Source organism: Rhizomicrobium sp., assembly GCA_037200045.1.
Lineage (GTDB): Bacteria > Pseudomonadota > Alphaproteobacteria > Micropepsales > Micropepsaceae > Rhizomicrobium.
On record JBBCHM010000001.1, the window covers coordinates 704162 to 719330 of the forward strand.

General features: G+C 62.7%; 12 protein-coding genes and 1 tRNA gene. 3 read left to right on the forward strand and 10 right to left on the reverse strand.

The features are described 5' to 3' along the window. The first annotated feature begins 60 nt into the window (after nucleotides 1-60). On the forward strand, nucleotides 61-741 hold the full coding sequence (locus tag WDM86_03115) for a hypothetical protein (GenBank protein MEI9989006.1): 681 nt from the start codon (nucleotides 61-63) through the stop codon (nucleotides 739-741). On the opposite strand, the gene WDM86_03120 is transcribed toward WDM86_03115, so the two are convergent. The 5 genes from WDM86_03120 to WDM86_03140 all read right to left on the reverse strand — a co-directional run bounded on the left by WDM86_03120 (nucleotide 742) and on the right by WDM86_03140 (nucleotide 7642). Then, on the reverse strand, nucleotides 742-2550 hold the full coding sequence (locus WDM86_03120; protein ID MEI9989007.1) for an ABC transporter ATP-binding protein: 1809 nt from the start codon (nucleotides 2548-2550) through the stop codon (nucleotides 742-744). Between the two features lies 1 nt (nucleotide 2551). Further along, nucleotides 2552-3490 carry an ABC transporter permease subunit gene (locus WDM86_03125; protein ID MEI9989008.1) on the reverse strand — a complete coding sequence of 313 codons (939 nt, stop codon included), beginning with the start codon at nucleotides 3488-3490 and terminating at the stop codon, nucleotides 2552-2554. Continuing rightward, on the reverse strand, nucleotides 3487-4434 hold the full coding sequence (oppB, locus tag WDM86_03130) for an oligopeptide ABC transporter permease OppB (protein ID MEI9989009.1): 948 nt from the start codon (nucleotides 4432-4434) through the stop codon (nucleotides 3487-3489). The genes WDM86_03125 and oppB overlap by 4 nt, the downstream gene beginning before the upstream one ends. A gap of 152 nt (nucleotides 4435-4586) precedes the next feature. Continuing rightward, nucleotides 4587-5690, reverse strand: a complete 1104-nt coding sequence (locus WDM86_03135) for an extracellular solute-binding protein (protein MEI9989010.1) — start codon at nucleotides 5688-5690, stop codon at nucleotides 4587-4589. An 8-nt stretch (nucleotides 5691-5698) separates the two neighbouring features. Next, nucleotides 5699-7642, reverse strand: a complete 1944-nt coding sequence (locus WDM86_03140; GenBank protein MEI9989011.1) for an AsmA family protein — start codon at nucleotides 7640-7642, stop codon at nucleotides 5699-5701. Between the two features lie 113 nt (nucleotides 7643-7755). Between WDM86_03140 and WDM86_03145 the strand changes: the two genes are divergently transcribed. After that, nucleotides 7756-7832, forward strand: a tRNA-His gene (locus WDM86_03145). A 424-nt stretch (nucleotides 7833-8256) separates the two neighbouring features. On the opposite strand, the gene WDM86_03150 is transcribed toward WDM86_03145, so the two are convergent. From WDM86_03150 to WDM86_03160, 3 genes are all read right to left on the reverse strand, one after another. Continuing rightward, nucleotides 8257-9921: a recombinase family protein gene (locus tag WDM86_03150; protein MEI9989012.1), complete on the reverse strand. Its 1665-nt coding sequence runs from the start codon at nucleotides 9919-9921 to the stop codon at nucleotides 8257-8259. Continuing rightward, nucleotides 9918-10424 (reverse strand): DUF2924 domain-containing protein, encoded by a 507-nt coding sequence (locus WDM86_03155; GenBank protein MEI9989013.1) that lies wholly within the window; start codon nucleotides 10422-10424, stop codon nucleotides 9918-9920. The genes WDM86_03150 and WDM86_03155 overlap by 4 nt, the downstream gene beginning before the upstream one ends. A 319-nt stretch (nucleotides 10425-10743) precedes the next feature. Then, the gene (locus tag WDM86_03160) at nucleotides 10744-11946 is read right to left on the reverse strand and encodes an ATP-binding domain-containing protein (GenBank protein ID MEI9989014.1); all 1203 of its coding nucleotides are present in this window, start codon (nucleotides 11944-11946) and stop codon (nucleotides 10744-10746) included. A 121-nt stretch (nucleotides 11947-12067) separates the two neighbouring features. Between WDM86_03160 and WDM86_03165 the strand changes: the two genes are divergently transcribed. Continuing rightward, a protein-coding gene (locus tag WDM86_03165) for an IS5 family transposase (protein ID MEI9989015.1) occupies nucleotides 12068-12909 on the forward strand; the annotation gives its coding sequence in 2 pieces (ribosomal slippage) (nucleotides 12068-12455 and nucleotides 12455-12909; 843 coding nt in all). On the opposite strand, the gene WDM86_03170 is transcribed toward WDM86_03165, so the two are convergent. Together WDM86_03170 and drmB are read right to left on the reverse strand one after the other, a co-directional pair. Continuing rightward, a complete protein-coding gene (locus WDM86_03170) occupies nucleotides 12901-13305 on the reverse strand; it encodes a nuclease-related domain-containing protein (GenBank protein ID MEI9989016.1) in 405 nt (134 codons plus the stop codon). The two genes, WDM86_03165 and WDM86_03170, sit on opposite strands and share 9 nt — an antisense overlap. Next, the gene (gene drmB / locus WDM86_03175; protein ID MEI9989017.1) at nucleotides 13305-15140 is read right to left on the reverse strand and encodes a DrmB family protein; all 1836 of its coding nucleotides are present in this window, start codon (nucleotides 15138-15140) and stop codon (nucleotides 13305-13307) included. The genes WDM86_03170 and drmB overlap by 1 nt, the downstream gene beginning before the upstream one ends. Nucleotides 15141-15169 lie beyond the last annotated feature (29 nt).

Here is a 15169-nt window from a genome sequence, read left to right on the forward strand (position 1 = left end):
GATACCATATTCTTCGCGCTCTCGACCGCCGGCCGGAAGCCTCAAGACGGATAACCATCGATGACATTCTCCCGCCTCGCCGCCGTTGCCCTCCTGGCGCTGATCCCGCTGGCCGCCCAGGCCGATCCCCGGCAGGATCTGGTGGACGGCTTGGCGAAATGCGGGGTGATCGCCGATAGCATCGACCGGCTCTCCTGCTACGACGCGCTTTATGCGCAGGCCCGGGCGGCGCCGCGCGTGGCGCCGTTCGTGGCGACGGGCCCTGCCGCGCCGGCAGCGACTGCGCCCGTTGCGGTGGCCCCGCCGGCCGCTGCCTCGCCAGTCGCTGCCGCACCGTCCACCCCGGCAGCCGCTCCGCCGGTCGCCGACAACCGGTCCCCGCAAGCCGCTACGCCCGCCTTGGGCGTGTCGCCCAACGCGCAGACCAAGCCGGAGCAGTTCGGCGGCGAGAACCTGGCGCCGCCGCCTCCGCCGCCGGGCGAAGTGGCCGCGAACCAGCCGCCGCCCGGGCTCGACAGCATCACCGCCATCGTACAGGACTATTCTTTCACCCCTTACGACAAGTTCATCGTAGTGCTGGACAACGGACAGATCTGGCGCCAGCTCGAGAGCGACAGCAACAAGGCGCACTTTATGAAAGGCGCGCAGAACACGGTCACCATCAGTCGCGGGCTGCTCGGTTCGTACAACCTCGTGGTGAACGACTCCATGATGCCGTTCAAGGTGAAGCGGCTGAAGTGATCAGGCGGGGTCGAACTCGGCGACGAGATGGCCGGGACCGACCTCCAGCAGCTTCGGCCGGTATTGCTCGACTTCGGGGTCGTCGACCAGCTTCGATTTGAGGAAGTTGAGCTGGGCCCGCGTGTCGAGCGGCGAGGGCAGATCGCCCGAAAGCTTGGCCCGCGACTTGGCGCGTTCGAGCTTGGGATCGGGGATCGGCACGGCCGAGATCAGCGCCTTGGTGTAGGGATGCCGCGCGTCCATATAGATCGCGTCGCGGTCGGCGAATTCCACGATGCGGCCGAGATAGAGCACCATCACGCGGTGGGAAATCTGGCGCACGACCGACAGGTCGTGGCTGATGAAGATCAGCGACATGCCCAGATCGGTCTGCAGCTTCACGATCAGATCGATGATCTGCGACTGGATGGAGACGTCGAGCGCGCTCACCGCCTCGTCGCAGATCACGAGCTTGGGCCCGACGATCATGGCGCGGGCGATGCCGACGCGCTGGTTCTGGCCGCCGGAGAATTCGTGCGGATAGCGGTTGATCCAGCCCGGTTCGAGCCCGACCTGCTGCATGATGGCGCGCACCTTGGCCTTGACCTGCTCGCGCGACAATTCGGGGTGCAGCGTGCGCAGCGGCTCGGCGATCGACTGGCCGATCGTCATGCGCGGATCGAGGCTGGCGAGCGGGTCCTGGAAGACGATCTGCAGGTCCTTGCGCAGCCGCCGCTGCTCGGCCGGCGAGATCGCGCCGAGGTCGCGCGTCATCCACACCACGGTGCCGTCGGTCTTGGGCAGGAGCTTCAGCACGGCGCGCGCCAGGGTGGACTTGCCGCAGCCGGATTCGCCGACGATGCCGAGCGTTTCGCCCTCGCGCAGCGTGAAGCTCACGCCGTCGACCGCGCGCAGCGGCTTGGGCTTGGCGAAGAAGCCATTGCCGCGCACCGGGAAATACACTTTCAGGTCGCGCACATCGAGGATCGGCTTGTCGCCGGTCGGCGCCGGGGCATGCGTGTGTCCTTCGCGCTCCGGCCGGTCGAGGCGCGGCATCGAGCTCAGCAGCATCTTCGTGTAGTCGTGGCGCGGCTTGTAGAAGATGTCGTCGACCGGTCCGCTCTCCACGATCGCGCCCTCGCGCATCACCTGGACGCGATCGGCGACGCCGGCGATCACGCCCATGTCGTGGCTGACGAGCACGATGGCGGTCTTCAGTTCGGTCTTGAGGTCGCGCATGATCTCCAGGATCTGCGCCTGCACCGTCACGTCGAGCGCGGTGGTCGGCTCGTCGGCGATCAGAAGGTCGGGGCCGCACGCGGTCGCCATCGCGATCATCACGCGCTGGCGCATGCCGCCGGAGAGCTCGTGCGGAAACTGCTTCATGCGGCGGCGCGCTTCGGGGATGCGCACCAGTTCGAGAACCTCGATGGCGCGCTTCTCCGCCTCGTCGCGCGGCAGGCCGGAATGGACGCGCAGCGCCTCGATGATCTGCGACCCCGCCGTCATGTGCGGCGTCAGGCTCGTGAGCGGATCCTGGAAGATCATCGTGATCTTGGAGCCGCGGAAGCGGTTCAGCTTCGTCTGGCTGACGCCGAGGATCTCCTGTCCGCGATATTTGACGCTGCCGGTCGCCTTGCCGTTGCCGGCGAGCAGGCCGATCGTCGCCATGAAAAGCTGGCTCTTGCCCGAGCCGGATTCGCCGACGACGCCCAGGCACTCGCCCTCGTCGATCGCGAAATTCGCGTTCTTGACGGCGTGGACCTCGCCGTCGGGCGTGGCGAAGCGGACGTCGAGATTCTTGACTTCCAGGATCGGGCCGGTGGGCATGTCAGCGGTCCTTCGGGTCGAGGGCGTCGCGCAACCCGTCGCCGATGAAATTGAAGCAGAACAGCGTCACCGCCATAAAGGTGGCCGGGAAGATGAGCATCCACGGCGCGGTTTCCATCTGCGCGGCGCCCTCCGAGATCAGCACGCCCCACGAGGTCAGCGGTTCCTGAATGCCGAGGCCGAGGAAGGAGAGGAAACTCTCGGCCAGGATCGATGCCGGAACGGTCAGCGTGACGTAGACGATCACCGGTCCGAACACGTTGGGGATGATGTGGCGGGTGACGATGCCGAAGCCGCTGACGCCGCCGGCGCGGGCGGCCTCGACGAATTCCTTCTGCTTGAGCGACAGGGTCTGGCCGCGCACGATGCGCGACATGGTGAGCCATTCCACCGCGCCGATGGCGACGAACAGAAGGTAGAAATTGCGGTTGAAGATCACCATCAGGATGATGACCAGGAAGATGTAGGGGATCGAATAGAGCACGTCGACGAAGCGCATCATCAACTCGTCGACCCGGCCGCCGATATAGCCGGCGGTGGCGCCGTAGGTGACGCCGATCACCAGGCTGACCAGCGTGGCGATCAGGCCCACCGCGAGCGACACGCGCGCGCCGACCAGGGTGCGGGCGAGAAGGTCGCGGCCGAGCGAATCGGTGCCGAACCAGTGCGTGCCGCCGGCATGGCACAGCACGACCTTGTCCGGCCACCAGTCCGGCGCGCAGGAGACGATGTCGTAGTTCTGGTAGGAATAGTCGTAGGCGAGCAGGAAGGGGCCGAAGATCGCGGCGAGCGCGATGAGGCCGAGGACCGCGATGCCGACCACGGCCGCGCGGTTGCGGATCAGGCGGCGAAACGCGTCGTCCCACAGGCTGCGGCCCTGCACGTCGAGCGTGCGCTCCATGACCTCTTCGATGCGGTCGGGCGTGAAGGGAATGCTCATCGCGCATACCTCACGCGCGGGTCGAGCACCGCATAGACCAGGTCGGCCAGGAGGTTCAGCAGGATCACCGCCGCGGCGTAGTAGATCAGGACGCCCATCACCAGCGTGTAGTCGCGGTTGAGCGCGCCCTGCACGAAATAGCGGCCAATGCCGGGAATGCCGAAGATCTGCTCGACGATCAGCGAGCCGGTCAGGATGCCCGCGATGGCCGGTCCCAGATAGGACACCAGCGGCAGGACGGCGGCGCGCAGGGCGTGGCGCACGACGATCATGAAGCTCGACAGGCCCTTGGCGCGGGCGGTGCGGACGTAGTTGGAATGCAGGACCTCGACCATGCTGCCGCGCGTCAGCCGCGCGATATAGGCGATCTGCGGCAGCGCCAGCACGACGACCGGCAGGATCATGTTGCGCAGCGCCCCGCCGCCCCATCCCGCCACCGGCAGCGACAGGTCGTAGCCGAACAGCGTGATGCCGTAGACGCCGAACAGCAGCGTCAGGATCGGGGCGGTGACGAAGGTCGGGATCGTGATGCCCACCATCGCGGCCGACATCACGGCATAGTCGGTGATCTTGTTCTGCTTCAGCGCCGCGAGCGTGCCCAGCAGCATGCCGATGAAGATCGCCAGCACGATGGCCGACAGGCCGAGCCGCACCGTCACCGGCAGCCCGTCGGCGATCAGCTCGGTGACCGTGAAATCCTTGGTCTTGTAGGACGGCCCGAAATCGCCATGCGCCAGCTTGCCCAGATAAATGAAATATTGCTCGTAGACGGGCTTGTCGAGGTTATAGGCCGCCTCGATGTTGTGCTCGATCTCGGGGGGCAGGCGGCGCTGGCTGTCGAACGGGCCGCCCGGCGCCATGCGCATCATGAAGAACGACAGGGTGATGATGATGAACAGCGTGGGGATCGCGCCCAGAAGCCGCCGGATAGCATAAGAGAACATCGCTTGCTGCCGGCCCCACCCACGCTGCTTCGGCGTTAATCAAACTCGGCGACGGTTAAGGCGATGTCAATGCGCGATAGCGCGCGACGGGGCGGACGCCGCCGAAGATTTCAGCGAATCGTGCGTGCACGTAATATTCGCAAAAAGCTGCCTCATTGAGCGGCGATCCAGACCTCCCAGCGCGGGTCGATGTCGGCGCCGTGGAGCTGCCACCACTCGTCGTCCACCGCGAAGGCGGTCGCGAAGTGCGACGGCACCGTGGGAAGGTAGGGCGTCATGTCGGTCCCAAGCTCCGGATTCTTCCCGACCAGGGGCAGGGCGGACCTGCGCGCCGGCCCATAGGGTACCCAGCTCGCGACGCCCGCGAGCCGCGGCGCGGCGGTCGCAAACCGTACGAAATCCATCGCGATGTCCTTGTGCGGACTGGCCTTGGGCACGCCGAACACGTCGAGCTCATAGAGCTGGTCGTCCCAGATCACGTCCACGGCCCGATGGTGCTGGGCGGCGTCGTAGACGTCGCCGTCGAGCACCGTCGCGAAGGCGGCCCGGCCGTCATTCAGCATGGCGATCGCGTCGGCCGAATTGCTCCACCAGACCAGCGAGCCCTTGAGGGTGGAGAGTTTGGTCAGCGCCCGGTCGATCCCGACCGGGGTCAACAGAGCATCGTAAACATCGTCCGGCTTCACGCCGTCGGCGAGGAGCGCGAGCTCCAGGTTGAACTTGGCGCCGCGGCGCAACGCCCGGGGGCCGGGAAACCGCTTCAGGTCGAAGAAATCGGCCGCCGTCTGCGGCCTGGCCTCGCCATAGCGGCGCGGCGCATAGGCAATCACCTGCGAATAGACCACGCTGCCGACCCAGCAGGGACCGATGGCGTTCTTCACGAAATCCTTCGCGGCCGGCGTTCCGTCGGCGCCCGGCGGCAGGCTGGCGACGTCGATATGCTCGAGCAGGCCCTGACGGCAGGCCGCGATGGCATCGGGCAGCTCGAAGTCCATCACGTCCCACTCGTAGCGGCGGTTGACGACCATCTGCTGCAGCTCGTTCAGGCCGCCATCGTAAAGCGCGATGCGGACGTCATAGCTCTTGGCCTCGCCGAAGGTGCGGAACATGGCGTTGGCCTGGGCGCGGCTGTAGGGCCCGGACCAAGTGGCGACGGTGAGCACGGGCAGGGTGCGCGTCAGCCAGAAATAAGCGCCCACGAGCACGACCAGCACCGCGCCGGCCACGCCCAGGATGATGATCGTGCGTCTCGCCATGCTTCGCCTCAGTGGATCCCGAACATGCCCTTTAACGTATCGCCGACCGATTTACTTTTCTTCTTCGTGCCCGCGGGCGGCCCCGCCAGGCCGTCCAGGAGCCCCTCGATGGGCGCGGTGCCCTTGCCCAGCACGCTGCCGATCAGGCCGCTCACGGCGCCGGCGAGGTCGGGCACATAGCGCAGATGGCTCCAGGACCCGGTGATGGCGAAGGGCACGCCGACATCCAGGAGGTTCAGTTTGCCGCCGATCGAGGCCTTGGGCTCGATCCGATAGGCGATGGTCTGGTTGCCCAGGTCGAGATGGCCGGCGCCCGTCATGTTGATGAAAGGACTGGATAGTTTGAGATCGTTGTTCGTCAGAATGCCGTTCGCGATCGTGAAACTGCCGCCGAACCGGTCGAAATCGGTGGCGGCGCTCGTCCCGGTCGCCCCGGCGCTCAGGATCGTGGTGACCGTCCGTGCGACCATGCCCATGTCGACGCCGCGGACGCTGCCATGCCCGATGACGACCGAGCCCTTGCCCGACAGGCCGCGCATGATGGCGTCCGGCGAGGCGCCCTTGGACGTGACGTCGAGCATGATCGTGCCGCGGCCGTCGATCTTGTCGACGCCGATCGTGTCGGCGAGGAACGGCCCGAATGCGATGTTGCTGAAAACAAGCTTGTTGGCGACGAGCGGTGCGGCCGCGCGGGCATCGACGATCAGCGTCGCCGCGCCGGTGCCGCCATAGAGCTGCATCGGGCTCATCGTCGCGGTCATCGATCCGCCGGCGAGCGTGGCGGCGATGACGGTTTTCCCGAGCTTGAGGTGCAGCACGTCCAGCCGGCCGACATTCAGCGTCAACCGTCCGTTCATCAGCTTGAGCAGGTCGAGATTGATCGCGGTCTTGCTCCAGCCGCCGCCCGGCGGCCTGATCGGGGCCGGGGCTTTCGGCGCCCCGGGAGCCGGCGGTCCGCCGCGCAGATAGGTGTTGAGATCGAGCCGGTCGACCGAAAGCACGCCGTTCACCGCCGGCACGGGCGCGCGCAGATCGGCGTCGAGATAGCCCGAGACGGTCATGCCGTCGATCTTCGCCGCAATATTGGTGAGCGACGCGCTGCGATCGTGCACCGCGACCGCGGCACGGATATCGAGCGGACCAAGACCGGCTCCGGCCGAGGCGGGACGGCCGAGCCACGCCGCCACGTCCTTCAAGGACGGCGTGCGCAGCGAACCGGTTCCGCTGATCAGCCCGTCGCTGCCGATTGCGCCGAAGAACCCGGCGTTGAGAAAATCCGACGCGATGGCGACCGTGACGCGGGTGCCCTTGCCGGCCAGCAGCGTCTGGGTCGTCGCGGCGGACAGGCTGTAGTTCAGGCGGCGGCCGCGAAACGCGAAGGCGCCGCTCACGCCGGCGGGGCGGTCGAGCCGGGTCAGCGCCACCCTGGCGCTGAGATGGTCGATCTCGCGGCGGCTGCCCAGCCGGGCATTGTCGTAGGTGACCGTGCCGTCGCTGACCGCGATGCCCGCGAATGCCGTCTTGACGGCGACGCCGGTGCCGGCCTCGGCGCCACGGCCCGGCCTGAGCTCCCAATTGGCGCGGCCGTCGCGCGCGACTTCGAGCGCGAGCAGCGGCCGGTCGCATTCGATCTCGTCCGCCTCGATCCGTCCCGACAGCAGCGGCAGCAGCTTGACGCCGATGCGCAGCACGTCGATCTCCGCCAGATGCGGCGCGCGCCCGCCGGGCATGTTCGCCAGCGTCACATGATGCGCGGTGAACCCCAGCGCCGGAAACAGCGTGAAGGCGAGGCCGCCCTCGATCTTGAAGGCGCGGCCCGTCGCCTGGCTGACGCGCTGCTCGATCTCGCCGCGAACCGCGCCGGTCGGCACGACGAAAGGAACGGCCGCGACGGCGACCGCGACCAGCGCGGCCAGTCCGCCCAGAAAAATGAGGAGAAATCGACGATTCATGGCGCGGCGAGCATAGCGCGCCGGCCTCGATTTCGCAGGCGGGATTGCCGGGGCGGAAAGCCTTGCTTTTGCGGGGGGCGGGCCATATTTTCCCGCTCCCCGCGCGGGAACGTGCAGTTGTAGCTCAGCTGGTTAGAGCGCCGGATTGTGGATCCGGAGGTCGGTGGTTCGAGCCCACCCAACTGTACCATTCCGTTTCCCAAAAACTCCGAACCTCCACTTGCCGGCGCGAATGACGCCGATTGCGGCGGCATTGGGCGCGTGTCCGGTCTCCGGCCTTACGGCAGAGACTCAAAGATCAGGGAATTTTGGCGCCATCCGGCCGCCAGTCTCCATCGCCAGATCGCAGACCTCCACTTCGGCCCGAACTGGAGGTTGGGAGTTTATGCCGGGGCAGTCTGATCGACGAACCATGCTCCCCCGCAGACGAAGTATCAGGGATAAATACAGGGAAGATTCCCAGTTGAGCGCACATTTCGCGCGCGTACGGGTCAGAAAACATCGATTCCATGGTTTTTTGTGCGATTTCTCTGCCCGAAATCGCGCTGGTGATAACAGGGAACGCGCGGCGCGATAACAGGGAAAGAATTTCAGGTAACAGGGAAGAATGGCGCTTACATCCCCTGTTTTTCGCGCACCGCCGTGTTCGGGAAAAATGCCAATTCCTGCTCTCGCCATGAGAGGGGTACCCCATCGCGAAGGAGACGATTGAGCCGCAGACCCGGGGGCTGCTCGCCGCGCACGATGGCACGAGTCAGGGTGGGGCTCAGGAAGGCAAGGTTCAGAGTGAGACCGACGTGCCCGCGATCCATACCGAAGCGCCTTGCCAGATCCTCCATCGAGGTGGCTTCGCCGCTCAGAAGCATCTTGCGCCACTGGTGGGCTCGGGCGAGGGCCTTGATAAGCGTCATGTCGGGGCGCGGCGCCGCCTTGCCGGCTGGGTCGGTCATCGTTGCGGCACCGCCCCGGAAGCGCGCGCGGATCGGCAGGGACAAGATGAGATGCTCGCCGTCATCGATGAGCGTCTCACCGGGTTGGAGAAGCTCCTGCCGGTCGCTGAGAATTTGCCGATCGGTCAGCGAATGGGCGCCAGGCACATCTGACCGCCAGGCTGCGAGTGCGTCGGCTCGCTTGAGGCGGATGACGATATCGTTGGCCCGAACATCCATCCGGTGCATAGCCGCCCACGGTTCGTCCGATGGAAGGCCCACTCGCCGCAACGCTCCGAACACGAGACTTTCAAGTGGCGGAGCCGAGATGTGGGAGATGGCGGCTTTGGAGGTTTCACCCTTCGTGGCTGGCCTACTCACATAATATCGATAGCGATGGCTCCCTCCTTTGACCGTATAGGTCGGAACCATCATCGTCCCCGTGTCGTCAAACAGTCGACCTGCAAGGGGGGCTTCCTGCGGCGCACGCGTGCCGGCAGTCACGGGTGGCCGCTGTTCCGCCAGCCTCCGATGGACTTGGTCAAACAGGCCGCGGGGCACGATGGCCTCGTGCTCACCAGGGTACGAGTTACCCTTGTGGGTAGTCTCGCCGATGTAGGCTCGGTTGTTGAGGATACAATAGATGGCACTGCGTTCGATCGGCTTGCTACCGCGCACAGCGCCAGTACCTGACAACCTGGGCTTGGACAGCACACCTCGTTCTTTGAGATCGATGCAAAGAAGACGCGCGCAGCCCAGGTCCAGGTACCGCTGGAAGATGAAACGGACTGTCGCTGCTTCGGCGGGTTTCACCACCAACTTGCGGTCCAAGACATCATATCCAAGAGGCGGGTTGCCTCCCATCCAGATGCCCTTGCGCTTGGAGGCGGCAAACTTGTCGCGGATGCGCTCGCCAGTAACCTCGCGCTCGAATTGGGCGAAGGACAACAGCACATTGAGCGTCAACCGCCCCATCGAGGTTGTCGTATTAAACGACTGGGTGACCGACACGAAGGTCACGCCAATTCGGTCGAACACCTCGACCAGCTTGGCGAAGTCCATCAGCGAGCGGCTGAGGCGGTCGATCTTGTAGACGACCACGACGTCGACGGCGCCGTGTTCGATATCCTTGAGGAGACGTTGCAGGGCAGGGCGCTCCAGCGTTCCGCCCGAATAGCCGCCGTCGTCGTATCGGCCGGCGACCGCGGTCCAGCCCTCGGTCTTCTGGCTGGTGATATAGGCAGCACATGCCTCCCGCTGGGCATCGAGGCTGTTGAAATCCTGCTCAAGACCCTCCTCAGTCGATTTGCGGGTGTAGATCGCGCAGCGGATCTGGCGTTTGGTGCTCATTGCGCAACCTCTCGCGAGGAGCGTTGCTCCCTTTGCTCCAACCCGAAAAATCGGGGACCAGACCAGCGCGTGCCGGTTATGGTGCGGGCTATGTCCGAAAGGCTACGGTACTTCTTACCCCGATAATCAAAGCCTTCGACGGCTACCGTCACGCGATGAACGATGCCCTTCCACTCGCGAGAAAATATCACGCCGGGCGAAAAACCACTTCGTATCTTGGGTTCGTATGAGCCGTCGCGCTGCAGGGCTTCTGCAATCTTCGTCAACGCGCGCTCGGTGGCGCTATCCAAGCTGCCAGCTGCGTCGGACTGAAGTTTCCACGCGAGCAGCTGGCATAGAATGGCGCGAGAGCGGATTGGCGGCGCATCGCCTGTGACCTGGGTCTTCCAAGCTTGGTGTAGTTCAGAAATGGTCAGCTCAGCGAGCGCCAGAATCCTGGCGTCAAGTAAGCGGGTACTGTCGTGGGAAACGGCCTTTGATCGGTGCCTTGCGCTGATGGCCAAATCCTCAATCTCCAGAGCTGCACGGGATGGACGCTCCAACAAGCGCCGAAGTCGAGGAAAAAGGAGAGCAATCTTCTGGCGAACTTTGCTCTGTTCACGCCACTAATGGGCAGCAGGCCTAAAGACCCTTTGTTACAAGTCGGGCGCCTGTAACAGCCGCCGCCCCAAGGAGAATATGAATATGCTCGTCCGGGCCTAGTGCAACCCCAGCCGAAATCGGCTTTCGGTAGCAATCGAATAGCTCGAGAAGGTCACCGGCACAGGAGAACGACGGCACACGCGGTAGCGCAATCTGCAAATTCAATATGCGGACGCACAATCAATGTGCTTTCAGCCAAGCGAGTATTTGCTTTTCGCCTACGACCACAAGGTGCGTACGAGCGCGCGAAAGCGCAACATATGCGAGCTCCGCTTCATCAGCCAACTCACGCGATGTTGCGAGAATAATTACCTTCCGCTCAAGGCCTTTGAAATTCCTGATAGTCGACACCTCCACGCCTTCAGGAAAACCAGTACGATTTCGTATGACTGCACCGGATTCCTCCTCTGCAGTAAGGACCACAATTTCTCCGGGAACGACTTTCTCTTTGATTAGACGTCTCGCGGCTGCCACCGCCGACGAATGAATCTCCCCACTACTTACCTCAAGCCATTCGACAGTCAGTCCTTCGGGGCCATCTGCCGTGATTGGAATGCCCCTATAAAAGCGTGAGGCTGTCTCATGGATGTTACGAGTGTTACGCAGATTGCGTGTCAGGTGAATCGGAACAATTTTGAACGCGGCAAGCTCCTTAGCCAAATCACCATATACGCTCTGGTTTGTGTCGAAATACGCGTGTAGCCACGAGGCCTCGTGATCCTTGACGGCTTCCTCTATAGCAATCCACCAGTGAGTCCGGAAATCCTGCGCTTCATCGACGACTATCGCGTCGAATTTCAGCGACGGCTTTGCTCGAACCGCTTTCATGAGACACTCAATGCGCCTTTCCACGTCGTTTGTTGCTTCGCAGTCATATCCAGCATCTTGTGAAAGTGCAGAACACAGTGCGCCCAGACTCCATACACCGACGCTCGGGACGACCTTCGACAGCTTTTTCCGCATGTACGCTGCCAACGGTTCTGAATAACAAATAAGGGCTGTTCTCAGGCCGCGCTGCGCCAAGCGCACCGCGTCTTCCATGGCGAGAATGGTCTTGCCGGTGCCCGCTCCTCCACCAGCGGCAACGCGGTTCAGGTGGCCGACGGAATCCAGAATATGAAATTGTTGTGGTGTAAGAGCCGCTATTACCTGATCGTCGTCGTCCAGATAATGCCCCAGCGGAACGCGAAGCGTAAACGGCTTGGCAAGCAACTCTTCAAACGCGCGTATGCCATCTGCTCCCAGTTCATCTGCCGTTCCATCTGAAAGCCGGGACTTGATCCAGCGAGCGATTGTAGGCAGTTCACTCCTGCAGCAGAAGATCTCGCGCGGACTATCAGCGCCGAGTTTGCCGGGTGGGGTTTCAGAGTCCGGAAAGATCACCCCGTGCCTCTGCCTGATGAATCTGCCCGGCCAGCTACTGAGAGCCGATCCGGAAAGAAGTTGAGTCGGGTGAATCGGTTGTGATTCCGTTGTGGGTGCTGATTCGCAACAGGAGCACCCGATGTGGAAGCCGGAGCACCGGCTGTCGGCGAGACGCAATGGTCTTCGCTATTCCAGCGACATGACGGATGAGGAATGGTCACTTGCGGCGCCGTTGATACCCCCGGCCAAGCGCGGCGGGCGCAAGCGCACGACGGATGTGCGTGAAGTCTTGAACGCCATTTTCTATGTGCTTTGGACGGGCTGCCAATGGCAGGCGCTGCCGAAGGATTTTCCGCCCAAGAGCACGGTTCACGACTATCTCGAACTGTGGAACTGGGACGGGACGTTGGAGCGCATCCATCACGCGCTCTATGTGGCAGTGCGCGAGAGCCAAGGCCGCGAGGCCAGCCCCACCGCCGCCATCATCGACAGCCAGAGCGCCAAGGGAGCGCTCAAAGGGGGGCTCTGCTCGATCCTTCAGGCTACGACGCGGGCAAGAAGGTCAAGGGCCGCAAGAGGCACATCCTCGTCGATACGCTCGGCCTGTTGCTGAGCGTCGCCGTCCACAGCGCCGACATCCAGGATCGCGACGGCGCAGCGCTGGTCCTCGACAAGCGGACGCGGCGATCGTTTCCCTTCATCGAACGTATCTTCGCCGACGGCGGTTACAACGCCAAAAAGACCGCCGATGCCGTCGCCGCCACCGGAACCTGGGTCATCGAGATCGTCAAGCGCAGCGATGCCCACCGCTTCGTGGTCATGCCAAAACGCTGGATCGTCGAACGCACCCTGGCCTGGATCAGCCGCAACCGACGCCTGGCGCGCGACTTCGAGCGCTACGCCACAACCGTCGCGGCCTTCATCCGCCTCGCCATGATCCGCATCATGCTCAGGCGACTTGCCGCAAATCCCTCAAAATGATTCAGTTCTTTCCGGATCGGCTCTGAGAGTTTTCACCTGTTTAAGCAGTTCATGCTTGGACGCAACTGCCTGTCTGACGGGGTTTTTGATGTTGTGCCGAATATTGTGACGATCAATTGTTCTCCATTGGTCTTTCACGGGGTCATACGAAATTCCTCCGCCCTTAACCTCCAATGTCAGATAGCCCCAGGCTGGATGCATCACGACGAAATCACACTCTCCATCTTTCTCTTCGCCCGAAGGGGTCATGCCAAGCCAGGGGCGGCTGTAAAACACTACCCATCCACTGCCGAGTGTATTTGCCAGCAGATCGTATACCTTCACCTCAGAAGCGCGCAGTGAACTCTCGCGTATCTGACGTGGCAGGATCGCTGGCCACATGCGCGGTCCGGCCATCATGCAGCTCCCGGAAGCAAGCCCTTGAAAAAGCCAGAGTCGGGATCAGCTGGCGTCCCCACCAGCGTTGCCCGGTCGAGAAATCTGTTGAACTCCTCGCAGGAGGTCTCCGGAGAAAGTACACACGAGTGGCAGGCAGCAAGAGAAAGTCCATCATCTCCGCTGAGTACATTTTCGATACAGAGGGGATCAGACGAACACCACGTCTGCGCTTTCAGAGCCGATCTTACGGTGCGTTCAATACGAACTGGGTCGCCCTCACGTTGAAGCCCACCAAGCGTGCCATCGTCATCAGTGGTCGCTGTGTAGATAAGTACTCCCGCCATCGCGGTGTCACCACTTTCGACGTAGAGGCGCTCCCGCAACGCTGTTGATGAATAACCACATTCAAGGGTCAACTGACGCATCAATGCATGGGCAAATGTATGTACGAGCAGAAAGCGCGGTGTGATCTCCCGCGGCGACACTGAATCCGCTCCATGACGCTCCTTCCATTCCTTAGACCAGCGAGCCTGAATTTCGGCGGCCCGCGCAGCCATATTTGAGCCCGCTTCCCACGACGCAAGTTCGGCGGCCGCGAATTCCAGAAAAATACCCTCGCCACGTACTTCTATCGCAGGGAGCCAGCCCAGTTCCTCATTTATGGATAGCGGAGCTATATTGGTGTCCGATGAATCCCCCGGAGGCTGAATCCTTGTAAACCCTATCAGCGCCCTCACTTCGCGCAGGCGAGTAACTTTTAACAGCCTGGAAAACCATTTCTGCAGGGCAGCTGGCACGGGCTGAGGTCGAATTTCAAATTCGCGATCCAGGCCCTGCACCGGAACGCCGCCAGTAAATTGCCGATACTCCTCCAGGCGGAGATTATCTGTATCAATTGCATCCTGTGCACGCAGCCGCCTGTCGATCTCGCCTGCCAGATCTTCCGGAGAAAGATTCAGTTCCTGAAGGACTGCAGCCAAATCAGCCTTTGCAACCATCCGGATATATTGTGCACGGTCCTCCGGCTCAACGCTGATGATCGTATTCCAGTGGACTCCCAGCGCTTCCTGCAACCGGTCCGACCATGGCGGAATGCTCAGTGCTGATTCAATTAACGGGAAATAGAGATTGGATGCTCCGCGCTGTACGGTCCGGGGCTTATGCGGACAGAGTTCAGGACCGGTGGCCAGCCAGGGGCGGCGCCCCCTACAATTGGAGAAGCGCTTCCATGTATCCTTGGAAAAAATGCCGTCCATCGAACGTCGGGCATTGCATTTCGGACAGCTGAGAATGAGACCTGCGAGGCCGGGCTGCTCCGATTGCAATTTCAAGAGGCCTTCGCGATTGGTACATCCTTCGCGGTGCCCAACCCACATGTGCCAGGGAAACTCATCAAGGTGACCAGCCTCACAGGCCATGACGAAACGCACCGGGATAGCAAAAACGTTCTGACGTGACGGCGCCTTGTTTGTGCAGCTCTGGCAGATACGGCCAGCACGTCCCGGTTCATCGTTCCAGCGATCTTCTTGCCCGATCCGGTCACATTGGGGGCATTGCAGCCATAGGGGGAAACGCACGGCGACGAGCGCGCGTTCGTTGTCGGACTCCTTCGCAGGGTCTCTTACCGGAGGAAGGCGAAAGCCCCTGACGTTCAGCTTTTTCTGAAGCCGCTCCTCCCTGATGGCCTGCGGATGCAGCATCCCCCCAGGAGGAAAATTACGGTCCCATTCTTCAAGGCCTGCGACAATAGCTGAAATTGTTGCTTCACCAGCCCGAAAATCTACGACAGCACCAGGACCAAAGGTCGTAGCGGCTGCGCTTCTTCGCAACGGTCCGATTTCGTTGGACGTCATCAGGTCGCCCTCCTGAGTCCGTTCACCAA